General features: G+C 36.8%; 12 protein-coding genes. 9 read left to right on the top strand and 3 right to left on the bottom strand.

Annotated elements, in window-relative coordinates; translation table 11 throughout:
• Nucleotides 1–2: 2 nt before the first annotated feature.
• Together H70357_RS30070 and H70357_RS36805 are read right to left on the bottom strand one after the other, a co-directional pair.
• Nucleotides 3–353, bottom strand: a complete 351-nt coding sequence (locus H70357_RS30070) for a hypothetical protein (protein ID WP_038596875.1) — start codon at nucleotides 351–353, stop codon at nucleotides 3–5.
• Nucleotides 354–608: 255 nt separating this feature from the next.
• Nucleotides 609–1925 (bottom strand): hypothetical protein, encoded by a 1317-nt coding sequence (locus tag H70357_RS36805; RefSeq protein WP_052092334.1) that lies wholly within the window; start codon nucleotides 1923–1925, stop codon nucleotides 609–611.
• Nucleotides 1926–2429: 504 nt separating this feature from the next.
• Here H70357_RS36805 and H70357_RS30055 point away from each other — a divergent pair.
• From H70357_RS30055 to brxL, 9 genes are all read left to right on the top strand, one after another.
• Nucleotides 2430–3062: a MarR family transcriptional regulator gene (locus H70357_RS30055; RefSeq protein ID WP_231578339.1), complete on the top strand. Its 633-nt coding sequence runs from the start codon at nucleotides 2430–2432 to the stop codon at nucleotides 3060–3062.
• A 231-nt stretch (nucleotides 3063–3293) separates the two neighbouring features.
• Nucleotides 3294–5381: a DUF262 and DUF1524 domain-containing protein gene (locus H70357_RS30050; protein ID WP_038596872.1), complete on the top strand. Its 2088-nt coding sequence runs from the start codon at nucleotides 3294–3296 to the stop codon at nucleotides 5379–5381.
• 418 nt (nucleotides 5382–5799) lie between these two features.
• Nucleotides 5800–6399 carry a DUF1819 family protein gene (locus tag H70357_RS30045; protein ID WP_038596870.1) on the top strand — a complete coding sequence of 200 codons (600 nt, stop codon included), beginning with the start codon at nucleotides 5800–5802 and terminating at the stop codon, nucleotides 6397–6399.
• Nucleotide 6400: 1 nt separating this feature from the next.
• The gene (locus H70357_RS30040) at nucleotides 6401–6967 is read left to right on the top strand and encodes a DUF1788 domain-containing protein (protein WP_038596867.1); all 567 of its coding nucleotides are present in this window, start codon (nucleotides 6401–6403) and stop codon (nucleotides 6965–6967) included.
• Nucleotides 6968–6987: 20 nt separating this feature from the next.
• Nucleotides 6988–10557: a BREX system P-loop protein BrxC gene (gene brxC, locus H70357_RS30035; RefSeq protein ID WP_038596865.1), complete on the top strand. Its 3570-nt coding sequence runs from the start codon at nucleotides 6988–6990 to the stop codon at nucleotides 10555–10557.
• A gap of 77 nt (nucleotides 10558–10634) precedes the next feature.
• Nucleotides 10635–14126 (top strand): BREX-1 system adenine-specific DNA-methyltransferase PglX, encoded by a 3492-nt coding sequence (pglX, locus tag H70357_RS30030; protein ID WP_038596863.1) that lies wholly within the window; start codon nucleotides 10635–10637, stop codon nucleotides 14124–14126.
• 239 nt (nucleotides 14127–14365) lie between these two features.
• Nucleotides 14366–14734 carry a HEAT repeat domain-containing protein gene (locus H70357_RS30025; protein WP_038596861.1) on the top strand — a complete coding sequence of 123 codons (369 nt, stop codon included), beginning with the start codon at nucleotides 14366–14368 and terminating at the stop codon, nucleotides 14732–14734.
• 336 nt (nucleotides 14735–15070) lie between these two features.
• Entirely contained in the window at nucleotides 15071–17629 is a 2559-nt protein-coding gene (pglZ, locus tag H70357_RS30020; RefSeq protein ID WP_038596858.1) for a BREX-1 system phosphatase PglZ type A, read from the top strand.
• An 18-nt stretch (nucleotides 17630–17647) separates the two neighbouring features.
• A complete protein-coding gene (gene brxL, locus H70357_RS30015) occupies nucleotides 17648–19702 on the top strand; it encodes a protease Lon-related BREX system protein BrxL (protein ID WP_038596855.1) in 2055 nt (684 codons plus the stop codon).
• A gap of 295 nt (nucleotides 19703–19997) precedes the next feature.
• Here the strand turns inward: brxL and H70357_RS30010 are convergent, their stop codons facing one another.
• A complete protein-coding gene (locus tag H70357_RS30010) occupies nucleotides 19998–22247 on the bottom strand; it encodes a dynamin family protein (protein WP_038596852.1) in 2250 nt (749 codons plus the stop codon).
• Between the last annotated feature and the right edge of the window lie 144 nt (nucleotides 22248–22391).

Raw genomic sequence — 22391 nt, 5'->3', positions numbered from 1 at the left:
CATTATCCTGACAAGGAATAACGGTCAATAGCTCTTTGATTAAGTTGTAGCTCATTTATATAAGTTTTGATTTTTAATTGTAATAGTTTTAGAATCTCTATTTGCATGTCATTGATACGCTCTTCATTACAATATGCTGAACAAGAGAGAAAGCCGTTAACATATGACTTTGTTTCATCATAAACGGTATTTAGCTTTTCTTTATAGATTCTTTTTACAACACCGTTCTCTGGTTTGATTTCGTAATAACGATTAGTTTCAATGAGTAATTTCCAGTGGGAAATCTTGATTTCAAACTTACCTTCTCTTAACTCTCCAGTTATTTTCACTATTCTTTGATGATGATTGTTCATAATGATGTAATGATCCTCCTGAAAACTCATACTTTAGATGGTTAAAAATTTCGTAGTGATAATACTGAATTTACTGATATGGGAATTATATCATAAAAATGTAACAACAGGTCCGCTCAAAATATGGTAGATTAGTCCATGTAAATCATATGAAGTAATGAGTTCTTCAGGAGCTATCTACATAAGCAGCCTTATTATAAGTAATATGCCATGTATCTCAGATGTAGCTGGAGCTAAATTATTCGAATTCTCTAATTAGAAGATAATTCCACCGCCAGCGGTTGCGATGCAGGTCCGCTCAACACGGAGTGTATAGTCTGATTTACTAAAAGTATGAACATATCGATTCATTGTCACTGTACCTATGTCATTTATTGTATGAAATACAATCGTTGGATTACCTAGGTTACTATAATAGAAATGTGGCTCTAGAGTCGCAGGTTCATCTTCGATCATTTTCCACTGGTATTTATCTGCATTTTCACCCTCGTTGATTGGTAGGATCACATCTCGTCCCCAACTCGTACCGTGCCAAAACGCTCCAAATTCATGTATGTCGTGAAATGCGACTGAAGCCTGCAAATAAGAAATAGGAGATTTATCTCCATCAATAACCTGCATGCAGTCATCCAATGCAAAGGCTGGCTTTGGAGCGATTAGGAAATGCTCCTCTAAACATTCACATTCGTTCGCAGGGGGCAAGTCCATATTGACAGGTATAGCCCATACTACACCATTTCCATTTGCTCCATCACTGTACTGATAAGCCCTTAATTTATAGTTCTCCTTAATATGTAGATGAGAAAAACCCTTTAGAATTGACTCTGGATTAGTGGAAGATCTAAACCAGCCTAATTGATATTGATCGCATTCCTCTAGTAAATTTGCTTCGTTGAGGAGATTTGGTCTGGCAGCGTAAGTGGGAAAACGTTGTATGCTGAATTTCTGTTTATATAACGAAAGCAAATCGGTTAACATATGTGACCGATGGGTTGGAATAAGAGGGCATGGATGATAATAGTTATTGTAAGTTTTATGCTTTTTCCCAAAGGTAGGAACCCTTGAATCTCTTATTAGGTTAAGCCAAATATCCTTTATCTTTTCGAGGTTTTTCCAACTGACTTTTTGTTCGATCCCCCAACCTGTAAGAATCCACGGATGTGTTTGTAACTCATTTAAAGAGATTAAGGACTCTGTGATATCGTATTCACCACTATGAACCAATGCCTCAAAGAGATCAATAGCATGAATTGACTTTGGATTTTGGAGATTAAACAGGTTATATATATGGAATCGCCCAGCGATGGGCTGCAATTGTCCATATATTCCCTCGATTAGTAGTATTAATTGTTTCATGGTTGGGTCTGTCATTATTTCGCCTTTAGCACGAAATAATGTATTTAATATCACATTCAAATCAGGATTAATTTTATGAAAGTCTGCTGATCCTGGATTAAGTAGTAGGCAAGCTCCGATTGACTGCTCTGAGCTACCCCATTGAATGTAAGCAGATGTTCGATACGTATTTTCACCTCTTTTGATAAATGTTCCATATGCTTTGGGATGATTCATTTTAATCCTCCATTCAACCGCAATATAAGCAATCGATTCTTTTCTGTAGCTTGTTAACCGAACTAACTACTCATTCATCCAATGGTTTTTATAGAGAACTTTCTTTGCCTCAATATATAGATTGGGGAGAAAGGGGGAGCTAAACAGTATTATCAAAAATCATAGCTCATCACCCTTTCCTAATCATAGTTTATGATAGTATGGGATCAATTATTTGGGGGATTTATATATTTTTTTCAGAAACACCCCTAAATAAACGCCACGATAACCCTCTCGAATTCTATGTTGACTGACGAGTAAATCATTGATGGATCTAACAGTGTATAAATTTATAGTGAAAATTTAAATGTTATACGTTTCATTTGAGCACTCACAGGATTATGTAGGTAGACTAATTATCACAATCAACAGATCACACTCATGAGTCACAACACTTTAATTACTTACGCAGAAAATGGAATTGATCTATAATAGCCCTATAAATTACATAAAGGGAGTGGTGAGGTGAAAGTAACTTTAAAAGATAAGATCATGGACCTTTTAATAGATAAAGAGGGGTTAACTGATCGAGAAATAACTAATGCAATATTAGGTGTAAACGAGCCACAACAAGCGGTTAATCAAGTTTGTAGGCTATTGACGAGTAAAGGAATCATTAGAAGAATAATCCGTAGGGATGGATTAATAGGAAACTATATAATTGCTAAAGAAACGGTTCAGAAATCATCTCCACTCAATCAAACAAAACAGGTTGAGATTAGACCATCGATATTTAAGGAGGATAATCTCAAACAGATCTTGAAGGATTTCCTTCATGCTGATGGTTGGGAAACACAAATTGCTTGGGGGAGAACGCCTGGTATTGATATTAATGCTAATAGAGGGACTCAGCGATGGATCATTGAAGTAAAAGGATTGGGATCATTAAATCCAATGAATGTAAATTACTTCCTTGCTGTTTTGGCGGAAACACTTCAACGAATGGATGATCCAAATGCTAAATACAGCATTGCATTGCCTGATGTTAAGCAGTTTCGTAATCTTTGGGATAGACTTCCATTGTTAGCTAAACAGCGGACTGGAATTACGGCTATATTTATAGATGAATTAGGCCGTATTAATGAAAATGGATTATAAAATGGAATTGGAAGTAAATTCAGGGTTGAGGTAGGTTTGGAATAGTGGCTAAGAAAAAGATAGTCCAATGAAGGTTCAGACTCTTGTAAGTGAAAAGAGCCCAGTTAGGATAGAAATATATGAATATCGATTTGAAATTACTGTCTAACCTTGTATTAACTTGGAAGGATGGTGCAAAAGTTGTAAAATGAAATGAGCTTAGTAAGCATCAATTATTGAGGAGATGTTACAGTGAAGGCAGTTGAGACAAATTTACTAAAGTTTCTGCAAGGTACGAAACAGTTCATCATCCCCATTTATCAGCGGAAATATAGCTGGACAATTAGTCAGTGTCGCCAACTTTGGAATGATATCTTGCGAGCAGCAGAAGATGAGAAGATTAAGGGGCACTTTGTTGGCTCGATCGTATATATTGAGCGAGGGCTATATCAAATTTCCTCAGTACCACAATTGCTTGTCATAGATGGGCAACAACGGATGACCACATTGACTTTATTTTTACTAGCTTTAGGAAAGGCTATTGAAGAAAGCGATCAACCCTGTGATATCACCAGAAGAAAAATTATGAACTATTATCTAGTCAACAATGATGAAGAGGGCGATCAATATCATAAACTTATTCTAACAAAAAGCGACAAGGATACCTTAATAAGTTTGACATCGAAAAAAAGTCTTCCTGAAGAATTCTCACAAAGAGTATACGAAAACTATAATTTTTTCATAGATTCTATCAAGAAGAGTGAAATTGATTTGAATAAGCTTTTTCAAGGTATTGCTAAACTAATTGTTGTGGATATTTCGTTGGATCGTGATCATGACAATCCACAATTGATTTTCGAAAGTCTAAATTCTACAGGACTAGATTTATCACAGGCTGATTTGATTCGGAATTTTGTCTTAATGAGATTGGAGCCCAAAGAACAAGCTGAACTATATACTGAATACTGGTATCCAATGGAACGTAGCTTTGGGAATTTAAACGATTCCAACTTGTTTGACCGTTTTATGCGTGATTATCTGACAGTAAAGATGGGTAAAATCCCCAATATTCAAGACGTATATACAGTTTTTAAAGATTATGTTTATCAACAGAGTGAGCAAACGGTAAATGAGATTGTGGAGGACATTTACCGATTCTCTAAGTATTTCGTGAAATTGGCTTTCCAGACAGAAAAAGATAAGAATATCAATCAGGTGCTAGTTGATATTAATGCCTTAAAGGTTGATGTATCATATCCATTCTTACTTGAAGTATACGATGATTATGGACAACAAAAGCTCTCAAAAGAAGACTTTATTACAATCCTTGAATTGGTTGAGGCATATGTATTTCGAAGATCCATTTGCGGGGTCCCTACAAATTCCCTGAATAAAACATTTGCAACGATCAGCAAGGAAATTGATAAGGATAATTATATGGAAAGTGCCATAGCGGCATTCTTGCTTCAAGATTCCCATCGTCGTTTTCCGAAGAATGAGGAATTTATACAGGAATCGCTTGTTAAAGATGTATACAACTTTAGAAATCGAAATTATTTGCTTCGGAAATTGGAAAACTTTAATCGTAAAGAGATTGTAGATATTGAGAGTTATACGATAGAACATATTATGCCCCAGAATAAGAACCTATCGTCTGAGTGGAGGGAAAGCCTTGGGATTAGTTGGGAGGAAATCCACAATACATACTTACATAGACTTGGAAATTTAACACTAACCCGTTACAATTCTGAGCTAAGTGATAAACCCTTTCTCGTGAAGAGGGAAATGAAGGGGGGCTTTGCAGATAGTCCCTTACGATTAAATAAAGAACTTGGCAGACTTGATGTTTGGAATGAAGATGAAATCACTAAACGTGCTCGTTCACTTGCAGATCTAGCGGTTAGGGTTTGGAAATATCCACAAATTTCAGATGAGGTAATATCGAAATACAGCAAAAATAATTCAAAAGTAGAGACTGTTTCATATACTATTGCCGATCACCCAGAGTTAAAGGGGGAAATGTTGGCATTGTACGAAGAATTAAGAAAACGCATCAGTAATCTTGATAGCTCCGTTCGCATGGAGTATAAAAAACTATACGTTGCTTTCAAAACGATAACGAACTTCGTCGATATTGTGCCACAGAAAAGTAGACTTCGTATCAGCTTAAATATGGCCTTTCGCGAAATAAAAGATCCCCAAGGCATTTGTAAGGATGTGAGTAATCTTGGACGTTGGGGAAATGGCGATGTGGAATTTAGTCTTTCCTCTGTTAACGAAATTGAGTACGCTATGTTTTTGATCAAACAGTCTTTTGAAAAACAACTGGATGATGAATAAGAAATTTTAATTTTAGTATAGGGAACTCATAAGGAACTCATATATGCAAAGACCAGTGGGAGATACCCCAACTGGTCTTTTTATTTTAAAATTCAAAATGAATTCATTACTGATTCCTTGTAAGTCGGATCTTGTTATGTTCTTTTAATTCTTAGGACTTATGAGAGGATTATTGAATTTATTGAGGCGCTCTTTATTATTGACTGTCTAACCTCTTATAAAATAAGTTGAGTTAATGCATTTTTAATAAACTAATCTGTTGAAATGCTGGGTTTTCTTTTTAACATGTATCTTCCATTGAGAAAGAAGGTAGAATGAAATAATATTAGAGTATTAGTTAGCTTGCCAATGAGATGTTAGTTTTGGAGACTGAGTAGAGACAATTTATTGTAACGATGTGAAAGCAGGGAGTTGAACTATGACTATAGAATTAGAATATAGTGCCACTTTAACTGGTGCTTCCTTCCTACTTTATGAGTTCAAGCAGGTAGTGGGACTTAAAATACAGGGGTTAGATGAACAGGAAATAAGGGAGAGAGTTCTCTCTGAAAACTTATTTCAATATCAGGTAAATGCAAGTCTTAAACGAAGTTTACCTTCCGTATTACGTAGAGCAAGCATACTTAATGATCCGCTATGCCAAATGGTGTTGGAGCAATCATTGGAATCAGCAAAAATTATCAATCTGTATGCGATTATGAAGACAGATCGACTTTTTTTTGAGTTTATGAATGAGGTTATTCGTGAGAAGTTTGAATCGAGTAACTATCTATTGGAAAAAAAGGATATTAATCTATATTTTTTCTCGAAAGCAGAACAAGACGCAAAGGTATCTGGTTGGACAGAGCAAACCGTATCGAAATTGAAAAATGTTATCAAGCGAATCTTGCTAGAGTCAGGAATTTTAAAAAATACAAAGACTGGCGAATTGAACGGAATTTTGATGGACGAGCAATTAAAACAGTATTTGATTCAGATCGGAGACGTTGCCTACGTAAAGGCAATGGGTGAGGTATAATATGGCGAATATAAATAGTAGGCTCGACAAAATCATACCGAAGATAAAGGAAGAGAAGTTTATCGAGGGTAGGGGATTAGGGAACGAGATCAGCTTCTATGTGTTCGATTATGAACCTGAGAACGAACTGCTGGTTAGAGATTATATTCTTCATATATTGAAGGAATTTAGCCATGAAGGTTCTGGACGCAGGCTTATTGAGTTCGATCTGTATAAGATGCTCATAGAGATTTCGAAGGAAAAAAGAATATTTGAAAGGATTCCCCAAATGGAAGAGAAGCAGGGGAAAGAAACCTTATTTAAAGCCATGACTAACTTTGCAAAGCCTGAAATCTTCCTGCAAAAGATCAAAGAGCAATTGGGTGATCATAATGTTGTACTCATTACAGGTGTAGGCAAGGTTTATCCATTTGTGCGCTCCCATAATATCTTAAATAATCTTCAAGAGATTCTGGATAAAATTCCAGTGATCATGTTCTTTCCAGGTAAGTATGATGGATTATCCTTGCGCTTATTCGATCGTTTTAAGGATGACAACTATTATCGAGCATTCCGTTTAGTGGATTAACAACCAGAGGGGGAGATTTTGTGCTGATCAAAGATATGTTCGTGAAGGACATTGAGCGTAGTATCAAAGGCGTAATTAAGGTCGCTCAAACCGATGAAAATAACATCTATCAAGAACTTGATGAGTATGTCGTAACACGAGAGCTGAACAAACATTTATCCAAATTTTATGAGAATTATCAGCAAGGTATTGATGGAACAACCGATAAAATGGGGGTTTGGATATCAGGCTTCTTTGGTTCAGGGAAATCACACTTTTTGAAAATCCTCGCTTATTTGCTTGCAAATAAGAAAGCAAAAGATAAACGAGCTGTCGATTTCTTCGCTGATAAAATTCAAGATCCAATTATTCTTGCTAACATGAAGAGAACAGCTAACGTAGAGACTGAGGTTATCCTATTTAACATCGATTCGAAAAGTTCACTGGACAACAAGTCTAAAGAAGATGCCATCCTGCGGGTCTTTACGAAAGTCTTCTACGAACATCAAGGCTTCTATGGTGATATTCCTGGTGTTGCGGAGATGGAGAAGTATTTGACTAAAGAAGGCGTATATGAGGACTTTAAACATGCGTTTAAAGCAGCGGCAGGTGAAGATTGGGTAGAACGTAGGAATACCTTTTACTTTGATGCCGATTATGTCATTGGAGCTTTAACAAAAGTTACTTCAATGTCTGAAGAATCAGCGAGAAACTGGTTTGAAAATGGTGTGAATAACTTTGAGATTAGCATCGAGAAGTTTTCTAAGGATGTTAAGGAGTACATCGCCCAAAGAGGGGACAATTTCCACCTCATTTTCCTGGTCGATGAAATTGGTCAATACATAGGCGATAGCCGACAATTAATGCTTAATTTGCAAACACTTGCGGAAGACCTTGGAACGCATTGTTCAGGTAAAGTGTGGATTATGGTTACTTCTCAAGAAAGCATCGATAGCATAGTAAAGGTAAAAGGAGATGACTTCTCTCGTATTCAAGGAAGATTTGATACACGACTGTCTCTATCTTCTATCTCAGTTGACGAGGTAATCAAGAAGCGGATTCTCGAAAAGAAGGATCACGTTACAGATAAACTGAAGCAAATCTATCACGGTGAAAGTGCTACTCTAAAAAACCTGATGAGCTTTAAGGATAGCACTGCGGATTTACGTGGATATGAAAATGATCTAGAATTTGCGGAGGTATATCCGTTTCTCCCTTATCAATTTAAACTCCTTCAGAACGTATTCGAGCAAGTGCGCAAGCATGGTAGTTCAGGTAAACACTTATCAGAAGGGGAGCGTTCTATGCTCTCTGCCTTTAAAGAAGCTGGCTTGAGGTATAAGGATTCGGAGGAAGGCGCATTAATTCCTTTCTATGCTTTTTATGATACGATCAAAGAGTTCTTAACCCCATCCATTTCAAGGGTAATTGAAGGTGCATATGAGAATCCAGCATTAAAAGATGACCCATTTAACATGGAACTACTTAAGGTGCTATTCATGATCAAGTATATCAAAGAGCTCCCTGCTAATATAGATAACATTGCAACGCTCATGGTTACACAGATCGATGAAGATAAGCTGGCGTTGAAGGAGAAGATCAAGGTATCTCTTCGGAAACTTATTTCCCAAACACTTATTCAGAAGAATGGCGAGTTCTATTTATTTTTGACTGACGATGAGCAGGATATTAACCGTGAGATCAAGTTGATAAAAATTGAAGAGGATATCATCAAGCGGGAACTTGCAAATTATATCTATCAGGATTTATACGATGACAAGAGATATCGTTATTCGGCTCAATACCAATTCTCATATAATCAAAAGATGGATGAGAAAAACATCGGTAATCAAACATCCAGCATCGGAATCAACATTCTTTCGCCACTGTCTGACCACTATGCCAAGTCAGAGCAAGAGTTAATGCTTATGTCCGCTGGAACAGGAGAAATGATCTTGAAGCTGGGTGGTAATGAAGCCTATGTGGAGGAAATGGACGAAATCCTCAAAATAGAAGAATATCGACGAAAGAAGAATCCGACGCAGCTCTCAGAAAGTATTCAAAACATCTTGAACAACAAGCAAGCCGAGGCAAGGGATCGTAAACATAGGGTTAGAAATATGTTGGAGGAAGCCATCAAAGGCGGTACGTTTTTTATAAACGGTAATAAGGCAGAGATCAAAGGATCATCGGTTAAAGAACGAGTTAATACTGGTTTTCAAGCGTTGGTCGAGAATGTGTATACAAAGCTTGGTTATGTGAAGACGTTTCTTGACTCAGAGAAGGATCTTATTTCGATTTTACGAAGAAATACGGAGCAATTGACTATAGATGGGGTGGCGGCGAACGCTAATGAGTTAGCTGTAAAAGAAGTCATGGAGTTTATCAGTTTGCAGGATAGTATTCAAAAGCAAGTAAGAGTAAAAATGTTATTGGATCGCTACAAGGATAAGCCATATGGTTGGAAGGACCTTGACATATCAGGTTTAATAGCAGAGTTAATGAAACAACAGAGAATCCGAATTCGACTCAGTTCAGAGTATTTGGATCCTGAAGATGGTAATACCGTTAATGCATTGACCAAGACGAGTGAGGTCGAAAAAGCCATTGTAGTAAAACGAGTTATCGTTGATGAAGCATTATTGAAAGTTGCGAAAAACATCTGTAAGCAGTTATTTAATAAAACAGATCTGGCGGATGATGAAGATGGTCTGATCAAGGATATTCGTCATCTAATTGATCAGCAAGTAATCGAGATTAAAGCACTCAAAAGCCGCTATGAAGGAAGAAAGTATCCAGGCGGTAGTCTCTTGGATCGTGGTCTTGAGTATTTTGACGAGTTTACGAAGAATTTGGATAACGTATCATTTTTCACTAAGCTTCGTGATCTGGAGGACAACCTATTAGATTGGGAAGAAGACGTTACATATGTGAAGAGCTTCTTCGCGTCCCAAAAGGAAATCTTCGACAAAGGTCTTTATGCAATTGAGAAGTATAAGGAAAATGATGTGTATTTATCAGGTGACGAGATTAAAGGCTATGCTGAAAAGCTGCATGAGATCCTAACGGAAGTACAACCTTACCGCCAAATAAAGGATATTCCTGAGCTTGTGAATAAAATCGATGAGCAGATTCAGGGTGTGCTTGAAGGAAAGAAAGTAGCGGCGAAAAATGTTATTCAGTTGGATTTGAATCATCTAACGTTACGTGCAAATGAAGACGGCGTATCTGATGAGACAAAAAAACGAATTAAAGCTTATTATGAGAATCTATACAGCAATATGAATGAGCTTGTCGATATCTTTAAGGTGGATGCAACAATAACACAAAGCTCGGCCTTCAAAGAAAAACAAGAACTCATTATCAATCGTGAAATTAGTGAGTTTGAAGAAAAGCAACAAGTGGAGCCTCCAGTTAGAGGGAGCGGTGGAGGAGATAAATCTCCAGTTATAGTAAAGCCTGTTTCTCAGAGAGAACGAGTGAAAGTGAATGACCTGCTTGCTACTAAGACCTTACGTACAGAAGCAGATGTGGATATGTTGCTGGACACATTGTCTGTAAAGCTGAAACAGATTATTAAGAGCAACAAACAAATCGAGTTTGTTGATTAGTACAGTATGCCGTGGTCATAGGCCACGGCTCTTAACGATTATATACACATTCCAATATAGGTTGGTGAAAAGTACGCATGAATAAGACAGCATTAAAAAACTTTGCGACAAATGCACGCAAAGAGTTGATTGAGAAAGTCAAAGCGAGGGCTTTTAAAATAGGCATTACGGTAGAAAACATTAAGAAGGCTCAATTTGAAAGTTCAGATGCTATCTATATTGATGGTAAACAGCTCTCGGCGATAGAAAAGAAGCAACGGGAGAAACTAATCTCTCGAATTAAGGAAATTGGGTATACGCAAGTTGTAGAAGAGGTTGCATATACTTGGTTCAATCGCTTTACTGCATTGAGATATATGGAAGTGAACAACTATCTTCCTACAAAGGTAAGAGTGTTATCATCCAGTTATTCCAATACTAATGAACCTGATATTATTAGAGAGGCACTAAATGTTGATTTAGATATTGATAAAGAATTGGTGTATGATCTGAAGCTTAACAATAAAACAGAAGATCTATTTAAGTATTTGGTTATCAAACAGTGTAATAATTTAAATAAGTATCTTCCATTTATGTTTGAGACGATTGAAGACTACAAAGAGATTTTGTTTCCTGGTGGATTGTTAGGGAAAGATTCATTTTTACGTGCAATGACTGATGTAACAGCAATTCCAGAATTTCATTGGGAACAGGTTGAGATTATTGGGTGGCTTTATCAATTTTATATTTCCGAGGAGAAAGAAAGGGTCTTTAGGGAGAAGAAAAAGTTCCAAGTAGAAGAGATCCCTTTTGCAACTCAACTTTTTACACCTGATTGGATTGTTCGTTACATGGTTGAGAACTCTTTAGGTCGGTATTGGACAGAATCACATCAAGAGCATAGCAGCTTAACCGAGAATTGGGAGTATTTCATAAATTCATGTGAAAGTGAAGATTTTGATGAGAAAATTATTTCGAATACGAATAAAGGGTTAAGGATCGAAGATATTAAATGCTTTGATCCAGCGATGGGATCGGGACATATTCTTGTTTATCTGTTTGATGTTCTATATGAAATATATCTTGAATGTGGTTATATGGAGACAGAAATACCAAGAATGATTATCGAGAAGAATCTTTATGGATTAGACATTGATCACCGAGCATATCAACTTGCATGTTTTTCTGTTGTTATGAAAGCACTTGCCTATAATAAACGATTTTTTAGAAGTATTGAAAAGGAAGGCTTAACCTTACATTTGGCTCCTATTGAAGAAACAAACTTAATTAATGAAGAGGAATTAGCTTTTATTGCAGGAGAAAAAGAAGGTGCTAATTATCATAAAGTGAAAAAGTTTGTAGAGCAGTTTCTAAATGCAAAAACATATGGTTCTTTAATAAAAATTGCTGATTATGATAGGGTTTTTCTGGAGCACAGATTAGATCACATTAAAGTTAATCCAGCGAAAGATATATTTGAAGTAATAATAAGAGAAAAAGTGCTTAGCCTATTACCTCAGTTGCTAAGACAGGCTGATATAATGGTCACACAGTATGATGTTTTAGTGACTAATCCACCATATATGGGATATGGAAATATGAATTTAGTTTTATCTGACTTCCTTAAAAAAAATTATCCAGACTCAAAATCAGATTTATTTGCCTGTTTTATGGAAATTGATCACTACCTGAAAGCAGAAGGGTATTATGCAGCTGTTAACCAACATTCTTGGATGTTTTTGGCGAGTTACGAAAAATTACGGGAGAAGATAATTAGAAAAAAGACAATCTCAACGATGGTGCACTTGGGCACAAGAGCCTTTGAAGAAATAGGAGGGGAGGTTGTTCAATCTACAGCCTTTGTTTTGAGGAGAGAATACCTGCCGAATAATAAGGGTATATTTCTTAGATTAATTGATGAGAAAACTGCAAAAGATAAAAGAGATATGCTTATTAAGTCCGCAAATAATGAAATAGTCTCTCAACGTTATAGTTTTGATCAACGAAACTTTGCTAAAGTCCCAGGTATCCCTATTGCATATTGGTTAAATGAGTCACTTTTAAATCTGTTTGAAGAGAGCCAAGCAGTTTCAACTAACTATGAAGTGAGAAATGGAATCACGACAGGTGAAAATGGAAAATTTATTCGTTACTGGCACGAAATTGATTTTTGTAATAATAGTAAGTGGCTTCCTTGTAATAAAGGGGGATCTTTTAGGAAATGGTACGGAAACAAAGACTACGTAATAGATTGGGAAGATGATGGTAAAAATTTAAAGACATTCGTAGATCATAAGGGGAAACCGAGGGCAACCTTGAGAGGTATTGAATACAATTTTGAAGAAGCAATTACAATTTCAAGGGTTTCATCCTCAGATACAAGTTATCGATGGCTGTCAGAAGGGTTTATCACAGAAAGTGCCTCGAATAATATTTATTCTAAACAAAAAGAAGACAAGATAGGTACTCTAAATTTAATGGGGTGGCTAAATACAAAAGTAAGTAATTATATAATGAAGATTTATAATCCCACTATCAATATTATGCCTGACGACATAAGAAACTTGCCTTTGAAATTTGGCGGAAATGATATTTCAAATATCGTAAGAGAAAACATAAAGATTTCTCGGATGGATTGGGATAATTTCGAAACAAGTTGGGACTTTATGAAGCATCCTCTGATTCAGTGGAAGGTTGAAAATGGTGATATAGAAGATGCATTTGAAAAGTGGAGTAATTTCACTGAAAGGCAGTTTTTACAACTGAAAAGTAATGAAGAGGAACTAAATCGAATTTTTATTGAGGTTTATTGTTTGCAGAAAGAACTAACTCATGATGTGGACGATAAAGATGTGAGTATCCGAAAAGCAGATTTAAAACGTGATATGAAAAGTCTCATTTCTTATGCGATTGGGTGCATGTTTGGGAGATACTCTTTGGACGTAGAAGGACTTATTTTTGCTGGTGGGAAATTTGATTTAAGTAAATACATTTCAATTAAAATTGATAAAGATAACATCATCCCTATAGCTGATCAATATTTGGATGGGGATATAACCTCACTGTTTACTGAGTTTGTAAGAGTTACATTTGGAGAGGTGTCATTAGAGAAAAATTTACAGTTTATCGCAGAGTCCCTCGGAAAGAAAGACGGAGAAACTGCGAAGGAAGCAATTAGAAGGTACTTTCTAAATGAGTTTTTTAAGGATCACCTACAAACTTATAGAAAAAAACCGATTTACTGGTTATTCACTTCAGGTAAGCAAAAAGCATTTAACTGTTTAATCTACATGCACCGTTATGACAAATCTACTCTGTCGAGAATTAGAACGGATTATTTGCATGAACTTCAGATTCGGATGGATGCTGAGAAGAAGTCTCTTCTTGATGTTATTATTGGAGAAGGTACGACAAAAGAAATTGCCAATGCGAAGAAAGAACTGAAATCACTTGAACTGAAGATTGAAGAACTTCGGGCATATGACGAGAAGCTTCATCACATGGCAGATATGCAGATTGAAATTGATCTGGACGACGGCGTTGCTGTAAATTACGCTAAATTTGAAAGCTTACTCGCTCCAATCAAATAAATCGGGTGAATTAAATATATCATTATTTTGGTGAGCTAACTATAGTAGGAAGGAGTACATGAATTATTTACGAATTTATTAGGAAATATCAGGAAAAATTAGTAACACTGTCGTGAAGTAACATGGGGATATATCAGTTTACTGGTGTATCCTTACTTTTCACAATTATTGTCTCTTGAATCTCACTGCTGTTTATACTGTTGAGAAAGTCTGAAATCAAGGTTTGGAGGTATTGAATAATGAATGAATACATAGAAAAAATACTATCAAGTAATATGGAGGTTAGGAAAAAAACTGTTGATGAAATTATTCGTAATGAGAATAATTTTCAAATTGCCAATGATCTTAAGAAGATAGTCGAAGAAGGGCCTACATATGCAAAGTTAGATGCATTAACAGCATATGGTAGAATAATCGATAAAGAAAATGTTGAGAGTCTATATCCATTCTTAAAAAATAAGAGTTGGCATATTAGGATAGAAACTATAAAGTGTATTTATTATTTATTAGGAGAGGAAGCTATCGACATTGTTACACCGTTTTTGGAAGATAAAGCATATGGTGTAAGAAGTGAAGTTGAGGTAATCGTTAAGTCATTTTCAAAATAATCTATTAAGAATACAAGATTAGCATCCTTTTATTTTTCTTTAAGGGTGTTGTAGATGTAAATTGGGGAATTAAATCAAGGATAAATAAGGAAAATCGAAAAAAGGTTTAACAACATTTTCATAAAGATTTGAGAACTGTGATACACTAATAAAAATTTCATCACATGACAGATATAATATACAGCTTGAGATAGATCTGTATGTCTGTGTTACTGTCAAATATACTAAATTTGAAGCTTGCTCGCTCCAATCTAATAAATTGGGTACAATGGGGATATACCAGTTAATATCGGTATATCCCTGTTTTTAGCCTGATGAAAAAGGAGTTGATAAATCGTGAATCTGGATGAAGTTACAAAAGCATTGCAAGAAGCATTTCTACAACCTCTCAATGAGGGCGAACAACGAAAGATTATTTTCTGGTTCGATAAAGATCAGGAATTTACTGAATATATACATGAGATTTCCATAGAGAGTGTCAAGGTACATATGCTGACTGAAGGTAACAGCTTCTATACGAAGGTATTACTCGAAGAAGAGGATCCGATCTCTAACTACTTGATCTATTCCAACCTGGACATGAGTATGGAAGATAATTGGCTTTTGGATACGATTCTGTACTCAAAGACCTTCTATGCAGATAAGATATCTCTCATTATGAATGAATTGAATATTGATCCATCACTACGGAGTTCGGTGAAGAAATACGAGAAGTTCTTCGGGAGTAAGGAGCGGCTTCGGAAATTCAAAGGGTTGGAGGTATCTGCGTTTACTGAAGGTACTATTGAGTTAGTCATGATGAGTGCATTATGCAATCTAAAGATCCCTGACTTCGAGGATGTCCTGAAAGCTGTTCTTATGGATACGCTTGATGACAACCAAAACAAATACCTGGATTCGATTTCAAAGTACGTTGGGTCAGATGTGTTTTGGAATGTAGTAGCAGAACGATATGGTTATGAGCAAAGTCAAAAGTCACTAAAAACGTTGTTTATACATTTGACCGTGACTGCAGTTAGCCATGCGTTCAATGGGGAACGTCTATCAATGGTCAAGAATTATATTGCTATTCGAAACAAGTCCAATGCGTTAGTGTTCATCGATCACTGGATGCATCATAAAACGGATTGTCATGTGTATGACCAGTATGCTGAAATCGTCGAGAAGGAAATTAAACTATTGGATATTGTGAATCAACTTCCTGTAGAGGAATTCAAAGCGGCGGATACATTTCCATACTTCGATAAAGCTATCATTATCTATATCGCAAACAGTCTGGAGGAGCGACTGGAAGACTATGATATGTATACGAAACTGATAAACCTACGTCGAGCGAAGCATTATTACGAGCGCTACCAATCCATTTATGAAGCCCTGTATTACACTGTTAAGATGTTCGAATTTCACAAGAAATACAGTATGGGCATTCCGAAAGCGCAAGCGGTGGAGATGTACCGAGCATATGTGAATGACTATCACCAAATGGACATGTTCTATAGGAAGTTTTATGTTGCTTATGATAATGACTCCAATAGCGAAATATTGAAAAAGCTAAAAACAATGGTTGAAAACCTTTATACGAACTGGTATATGGGCGAATTAAGTTCCCATTGGTCTGCCGCTATACATGATGAGCTGAAATCCAGCTGGGTACTGTCAGGTATTCAAAGCCAGAAGGATTTCTATAGAAGCTTTGTCGCACCAAAAATTTTTAACGGTGATCGAGTATTTGTTATCATATCGGATGCTCTGCGTTATGAGATAGCGTCAGAACTGACCGACAAGCTGAATTCGGAGACGACAGGAGCTTGTAACATTCAACCATTGTTAGGTGTAGTCCCTTCTGTTACGAAGATGGGGATGGCATCACTGCTTCCGCATATGAACCTTGAGATCGATCTAAATGGTAATGTGCTGGTGAATGGTAAGTCATCAAGTGGCATGGACAATCGAATTAGTATTCTCCAAGCGGAAGTAGCAGATAGCACCTCAATTCATTTTCAAGAACTGAAGAACATGAATAAAGGTGGTCGCAGGGAAACCTTCAAGGGCAAAAAACTGGTGTATATCTATCACGATAGTATTGATGCAACGGGAGACAAGGCATCAACAGAAGTTTATACGTTCACAGCAGCGGAGAGAGCCATAGATGAATTGTACGATATTGTTAAAATTATCAAGGATGAATTGAGCGGTACGAACATTTTCATCACTGCGGACCATGGTTTTGTATATCAACGTGATGCCTTAGAAGAGAGTGACAAGATTGAAAAGGAAGGTATTCAAGCCTTCGAGGTCAAACGGAGATATCTTTTGTCGCGAGAAAAAGGAGAACGAATCGGTCTACTTGATATCAATATGGATAGCCTGATAAAAAACGAACACCAGATCACGACTTATGTTCCTAAAGCGACGATCCGTTTCAAAATACAAGGAGCTGGAGCCAATTTTGTTCACGGGGGGGCCAGCCTTCAAGAGATAGTCGTGCCACTTATTTCATTTAAGAATATCCGTAGTGGACAGAAAAACAGTCGTGAAATCGAGAAGGTGGACGTGAAGCTCACGAACACAACAAGAAAGATCACGAATAGTCTGTTCAATTTAACCTTTTTCCAAACGGAGAAAGTGGAGGATAAACGAGTTCCTCGGACAGTGAAGATTTATATGGTAGACGAGACGGATACCATAATTAGTAATGAGGAAATGCTAATATGTGATCGTACCTCAGATAAGCCAGATGAACGGACATTTAAGCTTCGATTTGCTCTGAAGTCGATACCATATGAAAGGAATAGCAACTATTATCTTATTACCAAAGATGATGAGACGAATGTTATCGTAGAAAAAACATTGTTTTCGATTAACTTAGGTATTGTTAGTGATTTTGATTTTTAAAGGAAGGGAGGAAGACGAGTGGAACCAATAAGCGAAAAACAATCATTGGATTTAGATCGGAAGCTAAATGATATATTTTCAGGAAGAGTCGTTCGGAAGGATCTAACTAAGCTCATGAAAGAAGGAGCGAATGTCCCTGTTTACGTCCTTGAATATTTGCTGGGCATGTATGCGGCAACGGATGATGAGGATAACATCCGAGAAGGAATAGAACGAGTTAAGAAGATCCTCTCAGAAAATTTTGTTCGACCTGATGAAGCTGAGAAGATAAAATCAAAAATTCGTGAGCAGGGTCAATACTCCATCATTGATAAGATTTCTGTAACATTGAATGCAAAGATTGATACCTACGAAGCGGAGTTCTCAAATTTAGGTCTTAAAGGTGTACCGATCTCACCGAACTATGTAAAGGAGTACGACAAACTCCTTGCTGGTGGGATATGGTGTATGCTCAAGATGGAATACTTTTTTGACGAAGAAGTAAAGAACAGTAATCCATTCAGTATCAGTAGCCTAAAGCCAATTCAAATGCCCAATATGGATTTGAACGAGGTGCTCGAGGGCAGGAAGGGCTTTACGAAAGAGGAATGGATCGATGTACTTATTCGCTCGACAGGGATGGAACCGACTCAGCTTGAGTATAGAGTGAAATGGCATCTTTTGCTTAGACTTGTGCCGCTTGTTGAGAATAACTACAACATGTGTGAATTGGGACCACGAGGAACGGGTAAGTCTCATGTTTATAAAGAAATCTCACCTAACTCCATTTTGATATCTGGTGGCCAATCGACTGTAGCCAATTTGTTCTATAACATGTCCACGAAGAAGGTTGGACTTGTTGGAATGTGGGACACTGTAAGCTTCGATGAGGTCGCTGGAATCCAGATGAAGGATAAAGATGGCGTGCAGATTATGAAGGATTACATGGCATCTGGATCGTTTGCACGCGGCAGAGAGGAAAAGGCAGCATCTGCTTCTATGGTTTTCCTCGGAAACATCAATCAAAGCCTAGATTCGTTGATCAAGACATCTCATTTGTTTGCACCATTTCCTGAAGCAATGGCAAACGATTCAGCTTTCTTCGATCGAATGCATTACTACTTGCCAGGTTGGGAAGTTCCAAAAATGCGGCCAGAATTCTTTACAGATAAGTATGGATTCATTGTTGATTACATGGCCGAATATTTTAGGGAAATGCGGAAGCGTTCATTTGCAGATGCGATTGATCGCTACTTTAGGCTTGGAAATAACCTGAATCAGCGTGATGTTATAGCTGTCCGTAAAACAGTATCAGGGTTTATTAAGCTATTGTATCCGAATGGAGAATATACGAGAGAGAATGTAGAGGAGATCCTGAAATACGCGCTTGAGGGAAGAAGACGGGTCAAGGAACAACTCAAAAAGATCGGTGGTATGGAGTTTTATGATGTCCACTTCTCATATGTAGACAAGGAAATGCTTAGTGAAGAATATGTCTCCGTGCCTGAACAAGGCGGTGGTAAACTGATACCTGAAGGAATGGATAAGCCTGGACATGTATATACGGTTGGACATGGTGACTCTGGTATGATTGGGGTATACAAGCTGGAGAATCAAGTTGTCTCAGGAACAGGTAAGTTCGAAAAGTCGGGTGTAGGGACTCATAGAGGTGCAAAAGAAAGCTTGGATACAGCATACCGATATTTTACATCTAATAGTAAAAGTATTAGTAGCTCGATTAGCACAAAAACGAAGGACTATCTCATGCATATTAGTGATTTACAGGGTATCGGGCTGACGAGTGAACTGGCAATAGCTGAATTGATTGGATTATGCTCAGGCGCATTAGAACGCTCAGTTCAAGAAAGCATGGTTGTACTTGGAAGTATGACTGTTGGTGGAACAATTGCTAGGGTCGAGGAATTTGCCAATACACTTCAGGTTTGTGTGGATGCAGGTGCGAAAAAAGTCTTAATACCTGCCTCTTCTGTAGTGGACTTTCAGACTGTACCGCCTGACTTACTTATTAAAGTACAGCCAGTATTTTACTCAGATCCAACAGATGCTGTATTTAAAGCGCTGGGAGTGGGATGATTATTTTTGGAATTATGGTATGGTTTATTACCTTACATATAATGATGAAAAAGATGGCTATTATGATCTCTAGTTAGGTATGGAATACGGTTATTGGAGTATATTAGCTTGATGGAGATCCAATTGGAGATTGGGTACGAAGTGAGAAATAACAGCATTATGATCACAAAGGATGTCTCTGAGACATCCTTTGTTTTTTTGTTCCATGTTTAGTGCTAATGCGCCTATAGAATCAGGTATGAGGGGGTAGAAACTTGGTATTCCCAATTAGGAATACTTAGTTACTGAACGATTTTTAATACTTCCCCGTGTTGTTTTCAATTAATAAAACGGTTGATTCACTTCCTTCCCAGGGGAGTTGTCCGAAAAAATCCTCTAACCCTTTGTTCAATGCAATCATATCTTCGATAGTTTTCGGATCATTAGTTTCAATTATTGTTTTTAAGTTCTCCAAGTGTTCATCAATTTTACGAAGAATTTCTTCAACAACTTCACCTAATCCGATCTTACTGTCATTCCAAAACTTAGCGATCGCGTCTGAATAGGAGTTGATAACCTTTTTCTTTTCTAGCGTTTTCACTACTTCTTTAGCAAGTCGTTTTTTCCAGCCATCGCCAAATAGAGAAGTAGCTATCGCAAACACCCCTAATGCTAATGCAATACCAATGGTTACTGGACCACCAATTAATGCTACGAAGGAAGCTGCCGCCGCAGTCCCACCTACTGAAATTCCTAAAGCACTTAGTAAGCTAACGCCTTTAGCAACAAGAATATAACCGCCCAGGTTACCAACAGTAGCTGCCCATAATCCTAAGCCTCCGAGTACAGTAGCCCCAGCAATACCACCAGCAAGCGCACCTTTAAAATCAAATGGTATTTGAACCTCACCGACAGATATCTTGCTCAAGGAATTTGCCTTTTTCTCAACCTCTTCAAAAAATTGAGTTAACATGTTGTTAAACTCTGAAACGCTACCTTTGAGTATTTCTTGCATTTTTGCATAATAAAGATCTGAGATATTGGAAAGAAGATATTCCTTAGCTTGTTTTTTATCGTATTTCTTCTCATTAATTAAATCCACGATATAACGTTCCGTAATGTTCTCCTTTTCCCAAAGCTTAATTTCTAGTGTATTACTTTTATGAGACTTATCAATAAAGGTTATGAGTTGATTTCGAAGAACGTTTATTTCCCCGAACTTTTTTGGCTTATCCTGAACAGCCTTCTCATATTCTTTTCTTGAATTCTCACGGTCTTGCAATATCGCCTCATATTTTTTTACTTCGTTTGAAAATATAGTTCGAGATTCTATTTTGAAATCATCAATAGCTTTATTTAATTTTGCCTTTCTAATAGTAGGCAATAAATTTACAAGAAGTTCCCTAAATGCATTTTCAAATTTTTCACGGAGAACTGGATTATCAAGGGAGTAAGAGAAGAATCTCCGTTTGAATATCTCAACAAAGTTCTTTTTGCTAATATTGAAAATTTGATTAATTAATTCATCCGAAAGTTGCTCGGAAAATGCCAAAGATCTAGTTTCTAATACATGTGGAATTTTTTCAGGACCCACTACGTGGGCTTGAGAAGCAATAACAAATAGATTTGAAAGCAACGGAATTTCTTTCGTATTAATAACAGGTAACGTACGGATTACGTCTTTTAAGAACAAAATATCAGATTGCTTATTTAGGAAACTGTTACTCTGACATAAAAACAATACGATATCTGCTTCATCCTTAGCTCTTTGTGCTCTTACTGTATCATCCATCTCCTCTGTACCAAATCCTGGAAGATCGACGATGTCACAAGATAATAAGATGTTTGAATCTAAATATACGACAGCAGAGTCAACTTCTCTATGGGAATTTTCAGAGTTTCTATTACAATACTTTTCTAAGATGTCATAGTCACCAATATGTAGAATATGTGCTTTACAATAGTTCATATCGTGAATTTTCCTAAAGTTCCAACCCTTATCATGTGTTTCTGCTTTGAAAATACTCACATTATTTTTCCCCATCCATGAGGGTTTGTCATTTATATGTTTGATATAGACAGTTGATGAGGTTGTTGGTGTCCATTGAGATAGCAAAGCATCGATACCTGTAAGACTATTAATCATAGTACTTTTTCCAGCATCGGATGGACCAAGTAATGCGACAAGAGGTTTGGCTCCATAAATATTAATTAATTCATCCAGTTCATTGATTTTATTTATTGCTGAGCGATACTCGGGCTTTTCAATGTAGTCTCTCATTTTCGGAGCTATGTAATATCTCAAGGCTTCCTTCTTTAGTGCTTCTTCACCATATACATTAGGGATATCAAGAGCTTTGGGCTGTTCCAACTTAAAGTTGCTTAAAACGTCATTTGGTAGCATACGAGCCACGCTACATAGATTCATAAAGAATTCGAGTGACATGTTTCCTGGGTTCTTTTCCATCCTGGAAATGTAATCTTGCCCACATTGTAGGACTGAAGCAAGCTCTGCCTGTGTGTAACCCAGTTTTTCTCTAAACCCCTTTAAATCAAAATCATTCATGTTAGCATCACCTTTCGATTGGAAAATTTAGGTACAAGTCATTTATAGCACATTATTCGTATAATGTAAATATTGGATATGCAAATCTGCATATCTATATTATATTTACGTGTGGATAAAAATGCTTTATCGCATTTCCAATAG

Origin of the sequence: Paenibacillus sp. FSL H7-0357, assembly GCF_000758525.1 — a bacterium.
Taxonomy (GTDB): Bacteria; Bacillota; Bacilli; order Paenibacillales; family Paenibacillaceae; genus Paenibacillus_AQ.
This window is presented reverse-complemented; position numbering and strand designations above follow the sequence as displayed.

Bases quoted from the DNA above. Each gene is read 5' to 3' on its own strand.
- H70357_RS30070 (WP_038596875.1), bottom strand. From the start codon at position 353: ATGAACAATCATCATCAAAGAATAGTGAAAATAACTGGAGAGTTAAGA.
- H70357_RS36805 (WP_052092334.1), bottom strand. From the start codon at position 1,925: ATGAATCATCCCAAAGCATATGGAACATTTATCAAAAGAGGTGAAAAT.
- H70357_RS30045 (WP_038596870.1), top strand. From the start codon at position 5,800: ATGACTATAGAATTAGAATATAGTGCCACTTTAACTGGTGCTTCCTTC.
- H70357_RS30040 (WP_038596867.1), top strand. From the start codon at position 6,401: ATGGCGAATATAAATAGTAGGCTCGACAAAATCATACCGAAGATAAAG.
- pglX (WP_038596863.1), top strand. From the start codon at position 10,635: ATGAATAAGACAGCATTAAAAAACTTTGCGACAAATGCACGCAAAGAG.
- H70357_RS30025 (WP_038596861.1), top strand. From the start codon at position 14,366: ATGAATGAATACATAGAAAAAATACTATCAAGTAATATGGAGGTTAGG.
- H70357_RS30010 (WP_038596852.1), bottom strand. From the start codon at position 22,247: ATGAATGATTTTGATTTAAAGGGGTTTAGAGAAAAACTGGGTTACACA.